This window comes from Sphingobacterium lactis, assembly GCF_011046555.1.
Lineage (GTDB): Bacteria > Bacteroidota > Bacteroidia > Sphingobacteriales > Sphingobacteriaceae > Sphingobacterium > Sphingobacterium lactis.
Map to the genome: position 1 here is coordinate 3635278 of NZ_CP049246.1, position 20352 is coordinate 3655629.

The window sequence follows — 20352 nt, forward strand, 5'->3', positions numbered from 1 at the left end:
AAATAAAACTTAACCGATCCCTGGTTGCAAATAGCTCTAACCAGGGGTCATTTTAAAATCAAAATAAGAAGATGAGCCAAAGAATCAGAATCAAATTGAAATCTTACGATTACAATTTAGTTGACAAATCAGCTGAGAAAATCGTAAAAACGGTAAAACCTACAGGTGCAGTTGTTAGTGGTCCTATCCCATTGCCTACTGAGAAAAAAATCTATACGGTTCTACGTTCACCACACGTTAACAAAAAAGCACGTGAGCAGTTCCAATTATGTTCTTACAAGAGATTGTTAGACATCTACTCGTCAAACTCTAAAACAGTAGACGCGTTGATGAAATTAGAACTTCCTTCAGGTGTTGAAGTTGAAATCAAAGTGTGATAGATTTCAAGAAGAAACAGAAAGGCCCATTGAAAAATGGGCCTTTTCTGTTTCTAGATGTGAGATGTGAGATGTGAGATTTGAGATAGTAAGGGTGCTATTGGGATTAATAATCTTTAGACAACATAATCCTGCTTTCTATCTCATTTCTCAATACTACCCTCAATTTTTAGACAAACATTATCCCGTTTTCTATCTCATATCTCAAATCTCAAATCTACCTCTCATATCTCAATACTCACATCTCCTATCTCACTTCTAAGTTTCATATCTATCTCTCTCTATTCCACTACCACTGGAAGCCTATTCCGAAATTTAAGGTTCGATTAGAGTTGGCTTTGCTGCTTTTTGAGGCATTCAAATCATTCAAACCTAACCCATATCCTGCCTGTATCAAAAAGCCGTTAGATAGCTTGTAACCTACGCCAAAATTAAGGCCAGCATCCAAACGGTTCATGTTCTTATCGCTGCCACTGAAGCTGATATCTCGTGTTTCCTTACCATCGGGTCTGGAATCTTTCACTTTACCACTGATGGTGTACCCCAAGTAGGGCCCAGCAGAGAGAAATGTTTTTCCGCTACCGGTCGGAATATAGTAGATTGCATTGATCGGAGCCTCTACGGACATGGTATTCAAGGTCGATTTGTAATCACCCGCTGGGGAGGCATCCCCTGGTTTGACGGTCGTTTCGACTGTACTCCCCTTCCCTTGCAGGGATATACCTGGTTGAATGGAGAATTGATTGGAGAATGGAAAGTCCACAAATCCGGTCACGAAATAGGAAGGATTGAATTTCTGGTGATCCAGATTGCTCACCTTCGCTAGGTTGATTCCGGTTTTGGTACCATAGGTGGTTTGCGCTTGGGTAGCACCGATAGAAAGTGCAGCAAGTGTCAGTGAAAATAAAAGTGTTCTCATACGGATTAGTTTTAATTAATATGTACCCAAAAGTATGGCGCCATATCATAAGTAAATCCTAAAGAACTATTAATTAACAAATTTTCACCATTCGAAATTTCCAACAAGTCTATAGCATTTGAACAGCGGTGTTTAAAAGGACCTTTCGCGAATTCCTTATATTGATTATTTATGCACAAAAAAGGCAACCTATGCAGGTTGCCCATCTATTATCAATCAAAATGAAATATTCTTTCTAGAATTGGTATCCTATCCCAAGACTGAACACTCTACTAGATCGTTTATCACCATCAGTAAGGATCTTCGTTAAGCCTAAACCGTAGCCTGCGTTGATCAGGAATCCGTTATTTAATTTGTACCCAGCCAAGAAGTTCATCCCGGCATCCACCACATGAATATCTTTATCCTTACCTATTTCAAGATCCAATTCATCTTTATCTCCATCCCCTATAATTTCAAGCGTTACGTCGCCATCAGTTTTCAACTTTGCATCAATATTGAATCCGATGTATGGACCAGCACCTACATAAACCTTACCAGGTCCTGCTGGAATCCAATACACTGCATTTACCGGAATTTCAATGGAAAGGATGTTCAAACGTGCGGATCCATCCACTTTCGCATTTGCAATCGTTTCGTCAATGCTGTATTTTTCGCCCTTTCCCTGCAAGGAGATTCCCGGTTGGATGGAGAATTGTGAAGCGACAGGAATATCTGCAAATCCTGTTAAATAGAAGGACAGGTTGTTCTTCTGATAATCCTCCATTGAATTATCCACATTGGATAACTTGGCCAAGTTCATGCCTGCCTTAATTCCGTAACTGGTCTGTGCATGTGCTGCAAAGCTTAAAAATAAAGCCGAGCTGAATAAGAGTATTGATTTTTTCATAAAATATATAAGAAATTACCTTGGCCATTATTGGACAAGGCTGTTTATTGCGAATAAAAGTAAGGGTTAAAGGAATAGAGAAATAGTTTGTTCCCGATAATGGAGATCGCTTTGGCCGAAAACAGATACTGAAAGATTCATGTTGAAGGATGGCTTAAAAACCATTTGGTTTTCGCCATTTATGTAGCTGGTAAAAAAAGAAAAGGTGACCCGCAATGGATCACCTTTATCTTATGTTCACTAAGGCTCGAGGCCTTTTCTAAATTGCTTAGAATTGGAAACCTAGACCAAAAGATAGGGTACGAGTGGATGACTTGTCACCGTTATCGTTAGGGTTCAAGTTAGTCAAACCTAATCCGTAACCAGCGTTCAATAATAAACCGTTGTTGAACTTGTAACCAGCCATAAAGTTAGCACCAGCATCAATTAGGTTCATGTTTTTGTTATCACCAGAGAATTTCAAATCATTTTCGAATTCACCCGTATTGTTACCCAATGTTCCTTTACCTTTAGTTTTACCGGAAACATTGAATCCTACGTATGGACCAGCACCCAAGAATACATTACCTGAACCAGCAGGAATATAGTAAACCGCATTTACTGGAATTTCAATGGACATTACGTTTGTTGTTACACTACCGTCCAAACCATCACCATCGTAGTTGAATTTATTTCCTTTACCTTGAAGGGAAACTCCAGGTTGGATGGAAAATTGTGGTGCTACCGGTAAGTCAGCGAAACCTGTTACGTAGAAAGATACGTTGTTAGTTTGGTAATCTTTTTCTGCGTCAGTAACATTGGAAAATTTACCCAAGTTTACACCAGCTTTTAAACCGTAGCTAGTTTGTGCTTGTGCACCTGCTGCTAATAAAAATGCAGCGCCGAAAGAAAGTAATAATTTTTTCATAGTCTTTTAATTTTCGTTTTTTAAATACATCCAGAATTATCCCGGATACACCATTGCTTGCAAAGTTTAGACCAAATTAATGACAAGCGGTAATTAAGGATTTAAAGCGTTAATTATCAGTCTGATAATTTTTAAATTTTATTTCATACCGATGCTTTGAGCGTTTGCAAAAAGCGGTAATTATTCACTATCAACCTGTTAAGGAGGTGTGAAAATAAAAGCGCAACAAAAAGCGAAAAAGGTTTTTTTATTTTAAAATTTAATCCTATTTTTGCAGACCTGTAAGGGTAAAGGGTCGGATGGCCGAGTGGCTAGGCTGAGGTCTGCAAAACCTCCTACAGCGGTTCGAATCCGCTTCCGACCTCGTTTTAACATTAAAAAATATTTGATCACAATGGGAGTTACACGTTTAAAAAGAAAAGATAGAAGAAATAAAACTGTTTCACGCGTTGAAGTACAGTTCTTAAAACTTGGCCGCAACATCGAACAAGGTTCTAAAAGCAAAATGGCTAAGGATAGTCAAATCACTAAAAATGATGAGATCTTAAACAAATTAGCTACTGAAGCTAAATAAGTTTGTTTAAAACAAAATATATAAGCCTTTAGAATTTCTAAAGGCTTTTTATGTTTTCGACCATCTCCCCCACCAATTGCGCACTGCTACTGATCTCATCTTCATCCATTCCTGTTACAGAAGAATTTTTGAATTCCATTTTAGAGGGCTCAACAATTTTTGCCGATGAATGAATGCTATGGGCTCCAGTGAAACTTAAAATCTCTTTGATGTTTCCGCTGTTCACACCAGCCCCCGGCATGATTTCGATGCGACCCTTTGCCTGCCCAACCAATTCCCTCAACAACTTTTTTCCCTGCAATGCAGTATCCTGTTGACCTGACGTCAATATCCTATCGCAACCAATGGCAATGATATCCTCCAATGCTTGCTTTGGATCGCGACAGCGATCAAATGCACGATGGAACACGACGGTCATGGGTTTTGCCAAATCGACCAAAATCTTGGTTCTTTCCTTATCTACGTCACCTTCTTTCGTTAAAATACCAATAACGACCCCATCACAACCAGCTTCCTTACAATACCGGACATCGGCCATCATTTCGGCAAATTCATCCTTGTTATACAGGAAATCTCCAGATCGCGGGCGGATCAGCACGTGGACTCCAATATCCAAAGCCTCCCTGGTCAATTTAATCTGGCCATAGGAAGGTGTGGTACCGCCATTTTCCAAATTCTGACAGAGCTCTACCCTGCTGGCCCCGCCACGCTGGGCCTGTTTTGCAGAATATATCGAATTACAACAAATCTCCAATAGATACCCATTTGCTATTTTCTTGTCCCTAACCATACTTCAAATATATCCTTTTTCCTTACGATACTCATTTTAAAGTGGTAAATTCATTATTCCAAATACGATTTTCACGAAAACATTCTGAAAATCTATTTGTTATAACATTTGCGAGCATCCAAATTTTATCGTTATGCCACTTATTTCAAAACAAAAAGAAGTGCAGATACATCTGTCTACGATGTATGATACGCTGCAAACTAGTGTCGAGAAAATGAAGGGAGAACTCAAAACGCATCGATCGATGTATGAGGACGCGTGTCACATGCACATTAAGTCCGGATTCAAGTTAGAGAACTTGTGGCTCCGGGCTGACCAGAACTATCAGGACAAATTCCGGGAATTTGAAACGCACTGTTTCCTCCTGGAAATCTTAACAGACTATCGCGATGAGGAAGGTAATTTCATCCACCTGGAGGAATTCTTCTTAACCCTTCGATCCCTGTTACAGAAATTTGTCGAACAGGAAGCCTATGAGATCTGTGCCATCATCAAGAAATGGCACGACCGCATCCAACAGGATCATGGTAGGTCCTAACCCTAAACACCACACATACTAACTATAACATCTTGGAGGAACGGATACAAAGGCCTCCTGAACGAATTTGCCTCCTGAGCGCAAACTTGTATCCAGACAGCTTTTTCGAGATCGCTAGTGCTCCGTTTTGGCCAAAGCATCCTCGAATAGCGGCATCAATATGGGCCAATTTTTGTTTTCTTCCGACAACAGATCGCGGGAGGAGATACCGTAGTGGTTCTTCAGATCGGGATCTGCATCGTGATCCAACAGTAACTTGATAATCCTAGAATCCACATGATCCATCATTCCGCGCCACAAGGCACTATTGCCATGCGCATCCAGGAGATCTACTTTCACACCCGACAACAATAAAAGATTGATGATATCCAGCCGTTGGGAAGATACGGCATAATGTAGGGCAGAATTCCCTTTGGTATCCTGGTGGTTGACTTTTGCGCCGCTCTGAATGGCCCAATAGGCAATTTCCACCGCTGGGTACTGGCACGCATACATCAATATCGACCGCCCATGCTTATCCAAACAATTGACGCCACTTCTGGCAATGATTTCCTTGACCGAGTCGTATTTCCCGAGCTTCAGCGATTGTACAATCAGCTCCGTATTTATCAGTTTTTCTCGCAAGTCAAACTCCTTTCTGTTTGTTCCCTGTTATCGATATTTGAACCAATAACAGTTAATTAATTCGCTATTTGAGTTAATTAATATTATAAGTTATGGATTTTTTAATAAAAACCAAAATATCCGAGAAAATATCAGAATATATATAAAGAAAATTCAGTAAAACAGCATTCTGGATAAGGGAAAAAAAAGCGGGACCTCTCCCGCTTTTCACCTAAAACTTGTATAAAAAAATAAAACTAATTCAGATTATTGATGTCGAGGCAACCACACCGACATATCTCCAAACTCCCGATTTCCCCAGGCAAAATAAGGGATCAATCGAATAGGAATTTTCTCCTCCTTTTCTGCCGAAACTTTTCGGTAAAGCGAATTCCACGTCAAATCGTTTTCTTTAATAGCCTCCCCTTGCAGGAACACCAGATTTTGACCAAGAACAGCTTCCTTTACAGTTTTGAATTCCGTATTGGAAGACATTCGAAGATCGAATAGATTGATGTTATCGGGTAGATCAGCTTGTTCCAAACAATAAACAACTGGTCCCCGCATGACTGCCACTTGATTTCTCGATTCCTCTACCAAAGGGTTAGATTCCATAAAATTGACGTCCATAGGCAAGCGAAGCGTAATCTTGTCACCCCGACTTAAACCCGTACTAAGCACCGCATATCCCTTATCTCTTTGGAAGGATACAGGTTGCCCATTCCTAAAAATTTCTGCGGAATTTGCCCAACCCGGGATACGGATCTTAAGGGCATAATCATCCGGCATAGCCTCAATATTTAATTGTACTTCGCCTTCCCAAGGATAATTTGTTTCCTGCCGAATGGCAATACGGTCTTTACCTTGCCTGGTATCCAGGGCATTCCCCCCAAAGAGGTTTACAAACACCGTATGATCACCTATCGCGTAAGCATAATTATTTACCTCTGCAATGGTGCGCACGACATTGGGTGGACAGCAATTCGAAAGCGAAATATAGGGTACCCTTTTCTTTGACCAGCGTTGCTGGAAGGGTAAATTTGATGCAAAACTCAATGGGTTTGTATATAAGAACTTATCCCCATCCAGACTAATGCCCGAAAGCACCGCATTATAAAGCGCCAATTCCAGTACATCCAAGTACTTCGCGTCACCCGTCAATGTGGCCATGCGCCAATTCCAGAGCATATTCCCAATATTTGCACAAGTTTCATTATGCGCTGTCAGATTTGGTAATTGGTAATCCCTTCCAAATGCTTGATGGATCTTTTGTACTTCCGTTGGATCGTAGGACGTTCCATCGGGAGAGGTACCATCATATAGTGACCCCAGTCCTCCTGTGATGTACATTTTATGCTTTTGAACATCGTCCCAGATGGTATATAAACGGTTGCTTAATGTAGTATCCTGTAATTCTGCACATAAATCCGCAACACCAGCGTACAGGTAGCTCGCCCGTACGGCATGACCCATGGCCTTATTCTGCTGACGGAAAGGAACGCGATCTTGATTATCATCTGTGCCATCGGAAATCTCTCCTTTGATATCGACCAGATGCTTTGCCAATTCCAGGTATTTTGGATCCTTGACCGTTCTATAGAGCTCAATAGTCCCCATGTAGTGAGAAGGGCAGATTGCATTCCGAGCGAGTGTAGGATTGGACTTCTTATAAAAACCATATAAATAATCTGCAGCCTTAATCGCAATATTCAATAGATTTCGTTCTCCCGTTACCCGGTAATGAATACATCCTGCGGTCATTAAGTGCCCAATATTGTATGCTTCGAAACTGAGCCTATCTTGAAATTCGATATCGGTTCCAGAATTCCGTTGGTCTATGGTTGCTTTGGTGTAAATATAACCATCCGCACGTTGAGCCTTCGCAATAACGGGGATGACCTCATTCAACATCTGTAACAACTTCGCGTCCTTGGTCTGTGCATAGAGTGCAACGACCGCTTCCAGCGTCTTGTAGAAATCACCATCATGAAAAGAAGGCCCCTTATGCTCGCCTTTTTCCAAACCCGCCGCAATCTCAAAATTGCGGTAAGCATGGCTGATTTCTGCATCGGTATATACCTCCCAAAGATGAGGTACCATTTGGTTATAGCAACTGGCCGTTCGATCTGCCCAGAATCCTTTTGTCCATTTCACGTCGCCCATATTGATGGCATTTTGCACGGCAAACGGACTCCTCCCTGTGTTTGTAATGGCCTTCTCTTGCGCATTGCCCGATAGTATGCTTAGGGTGGGCAGGAAGAGCGCCAAGGCTATCTTTTTGATCTTTATCATCGCTGTTCAGATTTATTACCTTAAAAATTGATCAATTTGCTGCCCCTTTCCCATTGGGATGATGGAGAAGGAATACTCATAATCCGCTGCCGGGATCTGGTATTTTTCAATAGGCTGTGATACATCGGTCCAAGAATCGTTTCCACCAACGCCCATCTGCTTAAAATCAATATTAACCGTAATGGATTTCTCCTTCGGTAATCTATACCAATGCTTAGTTTTGGCCATAGCTTCCTGTGAAAAAGGCCAGGCACTCATGTAAAGAGGTTGATCACCAACAATCAGGATCCCTTGATCTTTTTTATGGAGCTGAAACCACCGCACGTCCATCCTATTTCCATTTTCTTGTGGTACAAGATAGGGTTCCATAAAATTCTCCAAGTCCATGTGATATTCACCTAAATCAAAACCATAGGCTCTATCGGGGTAATTCTCCAATGGCCCAAGTCCGTAATATGCAATTTGTTCGTAATCAGGATGGATCCCCATCTGCATACCTACTTTGGGTATATTCGCCAAACGTGGATTTGCCAACAAACTATAGGCAACATGGATAATGCCTTTGGGCATGATGGTATACCTTACTTGAACCTGTGCAGAATCACCCGGAAGGCGGTATTTGGAAAGAACATGCATTCCCGAATCGCTTTGTTGAACCTGCATATCCGTCAATTCTACTTTTCCATACCAATAAGCTAGCTTCACATGCGGCTTCCATCCCCGGCGGTCATTCTCCGTCGCAGGGCGGATGAAATTGGGTAGAAGCGGTTTATTTACGATTTCCTGTCCCTTGAAAACCAATGATGCAAGCGCGCCATTTCTTCGGTCGAAAAACACTTCAAATTCATTCCCTGTAATATGATACCGGTCAGCTTCCTCGATATGTTGTAATTTTTCTTTGGCCTTGGCCATGCTTCGGCGTATACTGCCTTGTTCCACCCAACGGATCTGAGAGGAGGACACCACAAATCCTTTTGGCGCCCATTCGGTTTCCGCCGCCAAACGGAAATCAACACCGATTTGATATTCTTTTCCCGACTTTGGCTTTACTTGCACAAAGGGCTGAAGGTCCAGCTCCATGGAATCTCCTGGACTCAAGGATACCCGAGGAAGTTTCGCCTCCTTCAACTTACGTCCATTTTCCCGTATGCTTAAAAACGCATCGTATTGATTGAGATTTATCTCAACAGCTCTATTCTTGATCTTCACATGCAGTTTTCGATTCGAATCCTGAACAACTTCTGCAGGTTGGTAGATCCGCTTATTTTCATACATGGCTGCCTTGGGACGGTTCCATGGATCCACGATTCCATTCAGGCTAAAAGCCCCATTGTGGATCTTTTCACCGAAATCGCCACCATAGGCTAGCACCTGACCATATGTTGAATCCTGCCGAACCAGTGCCTGATCTTTATAGTCCCAAATAAATCCACCGATCAACCGGGGATTGGAACGGAAGATATCCCAGAATTCCTTCATGTTCCCCGTAGAGTTTCCCATGGAGTGTGAATACTCAACGAACAGAATCGGCCGCTTGTCACCATTATCCTGGTCGAGCAGCAATTTGGGAGTAAATAACCCTGGGTAAAATCGCGAAACCATATCCACATAGTATTGGTCCTTTATATTTTGCAGGCGATAGGCGTGTGCGTTGGATTTCGGATATCTTGGATCAGAAGGATCGATATAGCCGGGTAATTGGTGGCTTCCCATTCCAGGCTCATAATGAACAGGGCGGGTAATGTCAAAGTCATGAATCCAAGCTGCCATCGCTGCAGTTGTTGGCCCCCTGCCCGATTCATTTCCCAACGACCACATGATAATAGATGGATGATTTTTATCGCGTTCAATCATCCTTGTAACTCGTTCCATATGGGCTGCCAGCCAACTCGGATCATTCATCAGCTTTCCTCCCAGGCCATGGGTCTCCAGGTTCGCTTCATCCATCACCATTATCCCATAGCGGTCACATAGTTCATACAAATATGGATCATTCGGATAATGCGAAGTACGGATCGCATTGAAGTTGAACTGTTTGATTTGTTTGATATCCGCTTCAATATCTGCTCTTGTTAAAGCCTTTCCCCGCTCAGGATGATGATCATGTCGGTTTACGCCGTATAGATAGGTATTTTTTCCATTGATCAGCAATGCTCCCGTTTCCTTAGAAAATTCTACCGATCGAAAGCCGACATGGCAGGTTTTCGCCTCCAGCAGTTTCCCTGTATTATCATACAATGCAATCACCAATCTATACAAATTGGGAACTTCTGCCGACCACTTTTTCGGATTGGCAACCTTTGCTTCCAGCAGTCCGAATTTCACATTATCCAACCTCGGATAAATTTCATCAAATATCTCACCGGCATCCCGTTCCATTTCTTTTTCCAGGACAGGATTATTATCACTGTCGTACAGCTGAGCCTTCACCTTAAACCCAACGATGCTATCGCCTGAGAGATTATGAATTTTTGGTCGGAGTGAAAAAATTGCATCCTCATATTTTTCATCCAGTTTAACCTGCCAGTGGAAATCAGAAATCTTCACCTTTGGCTCTGCCATCAGAAATACTTCGCGATGGATACCACTCATACGCCAATGATCTTGATCCTCCAGATAAGAGGCATCGCTCCACCGGATAACCTGAATGGAAATCCTGTTCTTCCCATCTTTCAGGTATGGTGAAGCATTAAATTCAGATGGCAAATGGCTATCCTCGGCATATCCTACGTAATGTTCATTGATCCAGAGATGGTAGGCAGAAGATACACCCCCCAGGTGAAGAACCACATTCATGTCTTTCCATGCACTAGGTAGTTCAAATGTCTTCTGATAAGATCCCACGGCATTGTAATCCATTGGAATTCTTGGCGGATCGATTGGTTGAAATGGATACACTGCCGATCGATAGATTGGAATGTCATATCCCTTCATTTCCCAATTGGACGGAACTGGTATTTTATCCCAGCCGGAAACCTCGGATTGATGAAAATCCTGCGGTGCATTACTTGGCTTAAACACAAACTTAAAGGACCAATCTCCATTCAAGGACAAGAGACGTTTATTTGATAGTCTATCGTTTCGTAATGCTTCATCAATACTTTCATAGGAGTATGCAGTAGCTCGCGCCGGCTCCCTATTGACTGAAGTAATCATGGGGTTTTCCCAGGCAGTTGCAATCCTCCCGTCTGGAACTGGCGGAATAACCGCTGGCTTTCCGTCCACAGTCTGCGCATATAAGGTAGTTGAGATGAAACTAATGAGTAGTCCCAAAAGAAAAAAACGCTTTCTCACAATTTTAGATTTATTCCCAATCTCAAACTTACCCGAAAAGCCAATTCCTTTATTGTAGCATATTCACAAGCTATAGTACCATATTACCCGCATACAAGTGAAGATATCACAAGAGCCCACTGCCACAATAATACAAGCAGACAGGTATTCAATTCCTGATTAAACCCTATTAATTAATTATTTTAATAAAAACAACCGATAAACTACACATTTACATTGTTAATTCCCGTAATTTTATCTTAAGTTTAAGATATAGAATTATTAAACCATTATTTTAAACGAAAGCTAATCTTATGAAAAGTTTTGGAACATTGTTGATTTTTTATGGCGTATTTGCCATAATTCTCAATTTCTTCGATCGGGTACCACGCATTATGGCTTGGATCTATCAATGGGGCGAAGGTACCGCATGGGCCATTAAAATCGGTTTTGTGGTGTTGGGTATTATCCTTTGGATCGTAGGAAATAGAATGGGGAGAGCACAGGCAGGAAAATTTCAAGAAGGAAAACCTGAATAGGGACTTCTTCATCTCTTTCCCCATTGTAACCAGCGAATCTTAAGTTGATGGTGGTTAGGCAATGGGGATTTTTTTTGCTGGTAATTATAACGAATCAGCACATACTTTTCCTACTATTTTTTACCTTTAGTCCTTAACCAACTATAATTACTATGGAGTTACCATGGGCAGAACCCTATAAAGTAAAAATGGTAGAGGAGATCTACCAATCCACGCGTGAACAGCGGGAGAAATGGATCGAGGAAGAAGGCAACAATTTATTCAATTTAGCGAGTGACCGGGTTTTCATTGACCTATTGACGGACAGCGGTACTGGTGCGATGTCGGACCGGCAATGGGCGGAAATCATGATGGGCGACGAGAGCTACGCAGGATCGCAATCCTATCTGAAATTGCGGGAAGTTGTTCGGAATACCCTCGGATTTCCCTACTTCCTACCTACCCACCAAGGGCGGGCTGCAGAAAATGTACTCTTCAGTATTCTCGTGAAAGAAAACAATGTCGTGCCGGGTAATTCCCATTTCGATACGACAAAAGGACATATCGAATTCCGAAAAGCACACGCCATTGACTGCACCATCGATGAAGCGTTTGACATCAACAATTTACACCCCTTTAAGGGAAATATCGATCTTGCCAAGCTGGAGGAGGTCTACAAGGCCCACCCGAAAGAGAACATCCCTTTCTGCATGATCACGGTTACCTGTAATTCATCTGGCGGCCAGCCCGTTTCCATGGAGAATATAAAAGCGGTAAAAGCGCTTTCCGATCGGTACGGCATTCCGGTTTTCTTTGATGCGGCGCGCTTTGCTGAAAATGCCTATTTCATTAAGGAACGGGAAGCTGCCTATGCTGACAAGACGATCAAGGAAATCGTGAAGGAAATGTTCGCCTATGGTGATGGGTTCACCATGTCCGCCAAGAAAGATGGTTTGGTAAACATTGGTGGTCTATTGGGGATGCGCAATGAACAGTTGTACCGTGCCTGTGGGAATATGGGCATTATTTACGAAGGATTCATTACCTATGGTGGGCTCGCAGGGCGGGACCTTGCTGCTTTGGCACAGGGGCTTTTGGAGTCCACGGAACTTCCTTACCTGAAAGCCAGGATCGATCAGGTGGAATACCTGGGCAATAAACTCATTGAATATGGCATTCCCATCCAGAAACCGATCGGTGGACATGCTGTTTTTGTGGATGCCCTAAATTTCTTGACGGAGGTTCCGCGTGAGGAATATCCTGCGCAAACACTGGCCATTGAACTCTATAAGGAATCCGGTGTCCGCGGAGTAGAAATTGGCACCCTGCTGGCCGATCGGGATCCCGAAACCAGACAGGACCGCTTCCCCAAATTGGAGCTTCTTCGGTTGGCCATTCCGAGGAGAACGTATTCCTACAAACATTTGGATTATGTAGCCGCCGCATTGAAAAACATTTTCGACCGAAGAAAGGATATCAAGTCTGGATTGGAAATCGTTTGGGAATCCGAAATTCTCAGACACTTCACGATCCTATTAAAGAAAAAATAACAGCAATACAAAAGTTAAAAGGATCAGGTGTCATACAACCTGATCCTTTTTAATTTCTTGTACAAAAGCAGTTACAGATTCTTCTAGCTTAAATTCTCCAACCCAAAGGCTGCCAAACTATCCACGATAGGCAAGGCATTCATTCCCTTTTCCGTTAAACTGTATTCCACACGTGGTGGAATTTCCGGGTAGGCCTTCTTCGCTACAAACCCCGCCTCTACTAGGTGATTCAATTCCTGGATCAGCATCTTCTCACTAATTCCGGGAATGCTACGTTTCAAATCTCCATAGCGAATAATCCGCTTATTGATCTGGAATAGGATCAATAAAGTCCATTTACCGCCCAATATCGCCAAAGATTTACGAACTGGACAGTGTTCATCGGATTGACGAATCTGTATATTATTTTTTTCCATTTGATAATCAATATTTCTAACCTAGAGGTAAGTACCACACTAAATAGTAGGTACTTGTACAAAGGTAAGAATTGCTTTAAATTTGTACAAACAAAATAAAAAAAGCTATGATGAAAGCAAAAGAAGTCGTGTTAGCCTATGCAGAAGCATTAGGAAAAGGTGATGTTGCAACAGCCTTCTCCCATTTTAGCCCCAACGTTGTCTGGTATCAACCCGGCAACAACAGATTCTCTGGTGCAAAACAAGGCAGTGATGCGATCGGAAAAATGATTGGTGGTATGATGGACATTTCCCAAGGTACATTTGCCCTATCGCCAACGGGAGACTTGATGGTCAATGGTGATCTGGTCGCTATGCCCCTTCGCTTTACAGGAAAAATAGCCGATCGGAATTTGGATATGCAGGGAATCGATCTGTTCAAGGTTGAGGAAGGAAAAATTACAGCCGTTTGGCTTTTCTCCGAAAACCAAACCGAAGAAGATAATTTCTGGGGATCATAAAAAAAACAGGGTATCTGGTTTGTCGCCAGATACCCTGTTTTTTCTTAGATCGGATTGCTTCAATCTTTACCCTTTATAAATTCTGGATCACTCAAGGTGTTTAAAAATGCCAGAATATCATCTTTCTCCTGTTCAGTCATGGGAATGCTGTTTCCATTCGCCTGAAGTATCGGATCGAGGTTATCGGCAGGAAGGACACCATTATCAAAATAATCCAGGACATCCCGCAGGGTCTTAAATTGTCCGAAAGAACCGTATGGTGCAGTATAGGCTACATTACGTAGAGATGGCACCCGAAACCGCATCCAATCTTCATCCAAACCCGTCACGCGTGCCCTACCGACCTCTTCCGCATTCGGGTTCCTAGGGAAACCCACATTTCGAAAGGTTTGATCCGTAAAGAGGGATGTACTGTGGCAACTTGCGCACTTTAATTTAAAAAGTGCATACCCTCTGGATTCCATGTCCGTAAAAGTTACACCCCCATTTGCCATTACCTGATCATACCGGCTATTCGCGGAAATCAAACTATACTCATATTGAGCCAGACTTCTATAGATCCGATCCGCAGTTATAGCCGGACTGCCAAATGCCTTGCTGAATAAGGTCGGATACGCCGGATCATCCTGCAATTTACCGATGATTTCCAATATGGATGAATTCAGCTCTTCATGCGTGACAATGGGCACTATCGCTTGTTTTTCCAGCGAGAGCATATGCCCATCCCAGTTATAGAACCGCATGAAGGCCATATTCTGAATGGAAGGCACATTGCGCAATCCCTTGCGACCGAGGATCCCTACGGCCTGTGCATTATCATCCGCAAAGGCTTTTTCCTGTTGATGGCAGCTTGCGCAGGAAATGGTGTTGTTGCCACTGAATTTCTTCTCATGGAATAGCCGTTCGCCGAGCTGCACACCAAATTTCGTCGGTCTGTTCTCGTCGAAAGCCGGATTCAACGGTGGAAAATCGGAAGGGATATGCAATGCCAATTCCGGATTATCTACAGGTTCAGGCCCCAAAGGTTCATCCCGTGTGCAAGCAAACAGTAAGAACAGCAGCAAGGATAGGACAGTTATTTTTTGCATACCAGCATAATTAGGACCTGCACATCCGCAGGTCCCAAAGTCTAATTTAGTTATTGACTTGACCTACGGAAAAGATGCCGGCAACATCGCTTTTGCCATCACCACCCAAATTGTCCACAAACTTCACCATCTCTTTAGCGGTGTGGATGTTCGGTGTGGCATTATCCGTATCTGTCGTTCCGGTAGAAAGCGTAATGGTATTCGTTTTTCCACTCAAGAGTCCGTTGAAATCGGCATTGATCATGATTTTCGACGCTTTAGCACCAACAATGGCATGTGTCGGCAAATCCAGGGTGATCTCTCTGTAGGCATCAACTCCTTGAACGAAAGGCTCTTTACTACCCTGCACCGTACTTCCGGTGTGGATGGAAAGCGGTTTGTTATCCGTGCCATAGAATCCTTCAATTTTAGTGAAACGGTAACCGGATCCCCATTCCCACATCATCTTGGTATCATTGGCGCCAGCTTGGGCATAAAAATTCGGAAAACGTGTCTGATCCAGCGTGTTCAATTCGTTCTTAACGCCAAGTCCGAATTTGATCTTTGCGTATTCGCCTGCAGGTAAATTGCTCAGGATAACATCCAAGGTCTGTGGTTTTGCATGGTCAATTACCGCTGCACCCTTATCCAGGTCATTGATGTTGTAAGGAATTTCTCCCCCATCAGCCTTCACCAAACGGATATTACTGATTACATATTTAAGCTCAGCAAAATGATGCACCTGTCCAGCAGCGGAGGTGTTTTTGGTCGCTGTTATGGAGTTAGCATCACCCAATACAATGGTCTTCCCCTTAAAGGTATTGTTGAAATGTAAAGTTAAATTATTGGCCACAGTTTGGCTTTCGTTCTTTGAGCAGGAAGTAACCGTAAAAACAGCTAATGCCAAGGTGATATATGATGTTAAAGATTTCATGTGTTGTTTATTTTATATATTGTTTTATGCTATGTTTTAAATTCATTTTTCTGGTTTAGGTTGACCGGCTTATCGGCGGCGGAATCCTGACCTCTGGAACAGGTCCTGTGTAAACTGGGACACCATAGGGAATATGGATTTGATTCATCTGTGTTCCGAAAACCTCAGATTTAAGACCGAAAAGCTCTGTATGCATCAGATCAATCTTCTTGTAATTGCTAAGACTATTCGAGGTAGCATCACCTTGGTTCCGAAGCTTTTTCTTCAGGAAACACAGCGCATGGCAGTTCATTTCGGGCCTGTTCTTATTGATGCAGAACTGTTCTTCCAGAGTTTGCTGATTTAATTTAAAATGCACTATAACAATCGCCTGTTGAAAACCCATCAACAGCGACAACAGCATCAAGAAAATACAGCAGACCTTTCTCATGGCTTTAAAAAATCACTTTTAGGGACGTAAATACATTTCTTCCCATCCTCGGGATATTTCCCCAGTCGGCATAGGTACTGTAATACGCATCAAATAGGTTTTCAGCACCGACTTGGACGATCGCCCTATATTTCCCGAATTGGAGCTTATAATCCGCGGATAGATTCCATACCGAATAGGCTGGCGTACGGTCCTCGCCATATTCAGGGCTGAAATTTTCCTGCACGAGATCACCTAGTACGGACGCTTGCACGGAAAGATCTCCAACCATATAGTGCAGGGAACTCTGGTAGCTCAGTGGTCGGATAAACGGTAGATTCCCCCCGTTATCATCGGTGGCCCGTGCATAGGTCAAGCCACCTTTCCAGTGGAGGTGCGTGAATATATCGTAATTGGCCTGAACGGAAAGGTTAGCGATCTTGGCGTGGTTCAGCGAGGCATAGCCTTTCACCCCTACCGATTGGTAATTCATTGGACTTCCTAAACTCAGGATGCGACCGATTATATAATTCTTGATATAGAAATAATTGACCTTTGCCGATATCCCAAACTGTTCGATTTTATATCCTGCACTGGCGTTGGCTTCATAGGAAATTTCGTTCTTGAGGTCAGGATTTCCGATATAGTCATACCGGTCGAAACTGTTATAGATATAGTACCCGTAGCCTTCGGATACCGATGGAGCGCGCTGACCATAGCCTGTCCCTACCGACAGATCGAAAGAACCGATCTGTAAGGCATAACTGGCATGCAAGCCAGGCAGCATTCTATTTTTTTCCTGTGCAGCACCGGGGTGAAAGATCCAGTTGAATTCCGGATACTTTGCATGGTTATAATTCCAACCCAGTGAACCTCCAAAATTAAAGGTCGCCTGCTCGGAAAGTTCCAAGGAATTATTCATGGATAAGCCCACAAATCGCGTCGTCACCCAGGGCCAACTGTAGGCAAACATGGTCTTCTTGCTTCGATCCTGCGGATACATGGTCATCTCGGCAATCGACAGGTTGTTATACGCATTCAGTTGCACCTCACCGCTGTAATTCTCGTGTTGGAGATTCACCTTGGATACCAGACCATAAGTCGTACTCCACCCTGGCATATCCATATGGACAAGGTTCTCCGGTCGGGTCGTATCATCCATATAATGCTCGATGGCATTGTAATAGGCCTTGGTGTCCCACACTTTTACGAGACCTTCCTCGAACAGCTTTTTATAGGCCACCGAAGTAATCAGCGCACGGGAAAGCCACAGGTCCATGGGTAGAGCCGGATAGCCCACATCGTTGGCCTGATCAAAGATGGCATCCACGCGCAGGGAAGAAAGTTCGCCGGTCTTGAAGGCCAGCCCCAGTGAGCTGTTGAATTTACCGTATTGGGAATGTCGGACTTCATTGCCATTTCCATCGCGATAATTTTCGGCTTTGCGATACGAAACGCTAGCATCGGCCACGAACGCATCACTTGCGTACGATACATTCCCGAGATTGAAAAATTGCTTGTTATTGAATTCATATCCCGTCTGATAGGCACCTGCCCACATGGCCTGAGGGGTAAATGCGGTGTTCTTTCGCTGCAGGTCGATACTACCCGCAATCGTTGCCCCGTGCAAACTGCCCGACTGCCCGGATTGGATGTCGACAGTAGCGAGGTTATTGCTTTCGACATAAGAGGTGATCGGGTCCATTTTATCCGTACAAGCACCGAAAATATGCATACCGTCAATGGTGAGCGTTGCACGTTCCGAACTCAGGTTATTGAGCATGGGTTCCCACGCATAAGCACCCCGTTTAATAAAACTGATCTGCTGCGACGACGCCAGAAATTCATCCACTGTAACGGCCATCTTCAGGTCTGTTTGGATTTTCCTTTTCACCTTGCCAACTACCTTAATTTCCTCGATCTGTTCCAAGGTATCACGTTTTACGGGCTCCTGTGCAAATGCACAGTAACCAACGGAAAGCCCGAGACATAATAAACTTAACTTTCTCATTTTAGAACAGAATATCGATGAACAGCTCACTTTTGGCACCCGCCACACCAGGTGTAAAATCCGTTGGCACCTTGGTGCCCTTCATAATCTTACCGTCCTTGTTCAGCAGAATAAAATTCAAGGTCCAGTTTCCGGTCATCGTATAGTTTACTACCCCATGGTAGAGCCCGTCATCACCCTGCACCAGATCCTTGTTATTTGGAGACGAGTGATTGCCCATGGAGGGTTCAGGCATCCTCGGGTCCAACTGTAAGGTATATCCTTTTACCATGGTGTAGTGGTAGTAGGCAGGATCCAGATTTGTTTCCAACCTTTCGGCAGTGCTTGGATCATGCCGGTATATTCCTGCTGTGATCTCGTTTTCCGCCACATTTGGCTTTCGTGGTGCAATCAGGGCAATCACGTAATCCTTTCCATCCCGACCTTGAAAAGCCGTCATGTTCAGATTCTTGTTCGGTTGCTCCATCACCTGAATCGGTTCCGTCAGATGCAATTCCTTCCCATCTACTTGGATCTGCACATTCAATTCCCAGGCATTTTCCGGGCTACTTACCTCCGTGAATACTGCATAACCCTTCAGATAATGCACTTGTTGATTTGCTGTCAGCACAAACTGATGGGGACAGGAACTGTATTTTGCGCCCTGCTTCAGCACAGGGAAAAAGGTTGCCTTTTTTATTTTAGCAGCCCCAGCGTTGGCAGTAGTGCCTATGTGGATGCGCACTTCATTGTATCCCGAATAAAAAGTTCCATTTAACGCTTCTACCCGGATTGTATACCCGTCCAAGGACTTGGATAATACTTCTTTAAATTCCGTTTGATCAGAAATGACCTTTCCGATCTCGGCTTCATAATCTGTTTTTTCCTTGGTGCAGGATACCAGCAAGATGGCACATGCCCATAGGATGCCTATTGTACTCTTCATTACCTCTAATGAAAAATGAATAAATAATTAATTTGAAATGGACTCAGGAAAATAGCCTTGCTACAGCGGAATACAATTTGACTAGCCAAAATACCGCATAATGCTATGGCCTACTGTCAAAGAATGCAGGAATACTACTTGAGTCTTAAATAGGAAAGGGATTATGCTATCGGCGGACGAAAGACCGCAGCGTCGTAGGTGAATGTATAGGCATTCACATAGGTTGGGAAAGGGTTATGAATACTGTCCGAAATGGGAGCCTGCAGCTTGAGTAGCACATGTTCCGTATGCATGTAATAGGCACTGTAGGCATACACTAAAAAATTCTTCTGGGACTCCTCTTTTTCCTGTTCCCTGATTTTCTTCATCAGCACACATTGCCCATTACAGTGCAACTCCGGTCTAGCCGTGTTGATACATTGCGCAATATAATCGGGTAAATGGATTTGATAATCAAAGGTCATGATACTGCGATAGAAAGACTGTAGGGTCAATGCAAGAAGGAGGATATATGTACAGAATCGTCTCAAAGTCTTCGTATATTCTTTCGCAGCTAATATTTGCCAAATGTAGTGAAATAATATTTCTTTTCGGCAAAATGGCCCCTCTTTTTCCTGCTACATGAGCCACCCTGATGAACAGGTCAGGAATGTAAAGAGATGGATGCCTCAAAGGCCAAAACTCTGTCTATTCCCGATCCTCCATGGTGCTTCTGCTGATCCAATGGATTCGCTATTAATAGTGGTTTGGGAGATGTAAATCAGGGGGTATCTCCTATTTATTCGAAATTTCAGTAGGCTGTAAACGATTTGTATATGCTATTCAGGAATCTGTATACAGACAGTTTAGCATCTATGACC

General features: G+C 43.2%; 21 protein-coding genes and 1 tRNA gene. 8 read left to right on the plus strand and 14 right to left on the minus strand.

What is annotated here, in order from left to right; genetic code table 11:
* Window positions 1–71: 71 nt before the first annotated feature.
* A complete protein-coding gene (gene rpsJ / locus G6N79_RS15885) occupies window positions 72–377 on the plus strand; it encodes a 30S ribosomal protein S10 (protein WP_013667229.1) in 306 nt (101 codons plus the stop codon).
* Between the two features lie 289 nt (window positions 378–666).
* Here rpsJ and G6N79_RS15890 read toward each other — a convergent pair whose 3' ends face one another.
* The 3 genes from G6N79_RS15890 to G6N79_RS15900 form a co-directional block, all read right to left on the minus strand.
* Window positions 667–1296, minus strand: coding sequence for a porin family protein (locus G6N79_RS15890; RefSeq protein ID WP_103907775.1), 630 nt, complete (start codon window positions 1294–1296; stop codon window positions 667–669).
* A 235-nt stretch (window positions 1297–1531) separates the two neighbouring features.
* The gene (locus G6N79_RS15895; protein ID WP_103907774.1) at window positions 1532–2185 is read right to left on the minus strand and encodes a porin family protein; all 654 of its coding nucleotides are present in this window, start codon (window positions 2183–2185) and stop codon (window positions 1532–1534) included.
* A 268-nt stretch (window positions 2186–2453) separates the two neighbouring features.
* Complete coding sequence (locus G6N79_RS15900) at window positions 2454–3092, minus strand: porin family protein (protein ID WP_103907773.1); 639 nt, start codon at window positions 3090–3092, stop codon at window positions 2454–2456.
* A 293-nt stretch (window positions 3093–3385) separates the two neighbouring features.
* Here G6N79_RS15900 and G6N79_RS15905 point away from each other — a divergent pair.
* Window positions 3386–3456: transfer RNA gene (locus tag G6N79_RS15905), tRNA-Cys, on the plus strand.
* A 30-nt stretch (window positions 3457–3486) separates the two neighbouring features.
* On the plus strand, window positions 3487–3666 hold the full coding sequence (locus tag G6N79_RS15910; RefSeq protein WP_103907772.1) for a spore protein: 180 nt from the start codon (window positions 3487–3489) through the stop codon (window positions 3664–3666).
* 37 nt (window positions 3667–3703) lie between these two features.
* Here the strand turns inward: G6N79_RS15910 and G6N79_RS15915 are convergent, their stop codons facing one another.
* A complete protein-coding gene (locus G6N79_RS15915; RefSeq protein WP_103907771.1) occupies window positions 3704–4456 on the minus strand; it encodes a copper homeostasis protein CutC in 753 nt (250 codons plus the stop codon).
* A 133-nt stretch (window positions 4457–4589) separates the two neighbouring features.
* On the opposite strand from G6N79_RS15915, the gene G6N79_RS15920 reads away from it, so the two are divergent.
* On the plus strand, window positions 4590–4994 hold the full coding sequence (locus G6N79_RS15920; RefSeq protein ID WP_146060677.1) for a hypothetical protein: 405 nt from the start codon (window positions 4590–4592) through the stop codon (window positions 4992–4994).
* A 114-nt stretch (window positions 4995–5108) separates the two neighbouring features.
* On the opposite strand, the gene G6N79_RS15925 is transcribed toward G6N79_RS15920, so the two are convergent.
* The 3 genes from G6N79_RS15925 to G6N79_RS15935 all read right to left on the minus strand — a co-directional run bounded on the left by G6N79_RS15925 (window position 5109) and on the right by G6N79_RS15935 (window position 11183).
* Complete coding sequence (locus G6N79_RS15925) at window positions 5109–5618, minus strand: ankyrin repeat domain-containing protein (protein ID WP_103907769.1); 510 nt, start codon at window positions 5616–5618, stop codon at window positions 5109–5111.
* A 246-nt stretch (window positions 5619–5864) separates the two neighbouring features.
* Window positions 5865–7889, minus strand: a complete 2025-nt coding sequence (locus tag G6N79_RS15930) for an aceric acid hydrolase (RefSeq protein WP_103907768.1) — start codon at window positions 7887–7889, stop codon at window positions 5865–5867.
* 15 nt (window positions 7890–7904) lie between these two features.
* Window positions 7905–11183, minus strand: a complete 3279-nt coding sequence (locus tag G6N79_RS15935; protein ID WP_234993278.1) for a glycoside hydrolase family 2 TIM barrel-domain containing protein — start codon at window positions 11181–11183, stop codon at window positions 7905–7907.
* A gap of 293 nt (window positions 11184–11476) precedes the next feature.
* Between G6N79_RS15935 and G6N79_RS15940 the strand changes: the two genes are divergently transcribed.
* Both G6N79_RS15940 and G6N79_RS15945 read left to right on the plus strand, forming a co-directional pair.
* Window positions 11477–11701, plus strand: a complete 225-nt coding sequence (locus G6N79_RS15940) for a hypothetical protein (RefSeq protein ID WP_103907766.1) — start codon at window positions 11477–11479, stop codon at window positions 11699–11701.
* 152 nt (window positions 11702–11853) lie between these two features.
* Window positions 11854–13230, plus strand: coding sequence for a tryptophanase TnaA (locus G6N79_RS15945; RefSeq protein WP_103907765.1), 1377 nt, complete (start codon window positions 11854–11856; stop codon window positions 13228–13230).
* Between the two features lie 83 nt (window positions 13231–13313).
* Here G6N79_RS15945 and G6N79_RS15950 read toward each other — a convergent pair whose 3' ends face one another.
* A complete protein-coding gene (locus G6N79_RS15950) occupies window positions 13314–13646 on the minus strand; it encodes a winged helix-turn-helix transcriptional regulator (RefSeq protein WP_200818847.1) in 333 nt (110 codons plus the stop codon).
* 107 nt (window positions 13647–13753) lie between these two features.
* Here G6N79_RS15950 and G6N79_RS15955 point away from each other — a divergent pair, with 107 nt between their 5' ends.
* A complete protein-coding gene (locus tag G6N79_RS15955; RefSeq protein ID WP_103907764.1) occupies window positions 13754–14146 on the plus strand; it encodes a nuclear transport factor 2 family protein in 393 nt (130 codons plus the stop codon).
* A 59-nt stretch (window positions 14147–14205) separates the two neighbouring features.
* Here G6N79_RS15955 and G6N79_RS15960 read toward each other — a convergent pair whose 3' ends face one another.
* From G6N79_RS15960 to G6N79_RS15985, 6 genes are all read right to left on the minus strand, one after another.
* Window positions 14206–15234: a cytochrome-c peroxidase gene (locus G6N79_RS15960; protein ID WP_103907763.1), complete on the minus strand. Its 1029-nt coding sequence runs from the start codon at window positions 15232–15234 to the stop codon at window positions 14206–14208.
* 46 nt (window positions 15235–15280) lie between these two features.
* Window positions 15281–16147, minus strand: coding sequence for an MbnP family protein (locus G6N79_RS15965; RefSeq protein WP_103907762.1), 867 nt, complete (start codon window positions 16145–16147; stop codon window positions 15281–15283).
* Window positions 16148–16202: 55 nt separating this feature from the next.
* Window positions 16203–16577 (minus strand): hypothetical protein, encoded by a 375-nt coding sequence (locus G6N79_RS15970; protein ID WP_146060676.1) that lies wholly within the window; start codon window positions 16575–16577, stop codon window positions 16203–16205.
* 4 nt (window positions 16578–16581) lie between these two features.
* Entirely contained in the window at window positions 16582–18567 is a 1986-nt protein-coding gene (locus tag G6N79_RS15975; RefSeq protein WP_103907760.1) for a TonB-dependent receptor plug domain-containing protein, read from the minus strand.
* Window position 18568: 1 nt separating this feature from the next.
* The gene (locus tag G6N79_RS15980) at window positions 18569–19492 is read right to left on the minus strand and encodes a hypothetical protein (protein ID WP_103907759.1); all 924 of its coding nucleotides are present in this window, start codon (window positions 19490–19492) and stop codon (window positions 18569–18571) included.
* 161 nt (window positions 19493–19653) lie between these two features.
* On the minus strand, window positions 19654–20022 hold the full coding sequence (locus G6N79_RS15985) for a hypothetical protein (RefSeq protein WP_146060675.1): 369 nt from the start codon (window positions 20020–20022) through the stop codon (window positions 19654–19656).
* Window positions 20023–20113: 91 nt separating this feature from the next.
* Here G6N79_RS15985 and G6N79_RS15990 point away from each other — a divergent pair, with 91 nt between their 5' ends.
* Window positions 20114–20251, plus strand: coding sequence for a hypothetical protein (locus G6N79_RS15990; RefSeq protein WP_164527219.1), 138 nt, complete (start codon window positions 20114–20116; stop codon window positions 20249–20251).
* Window positions 20252–20352: the final 101 nt, after the last annotated feature.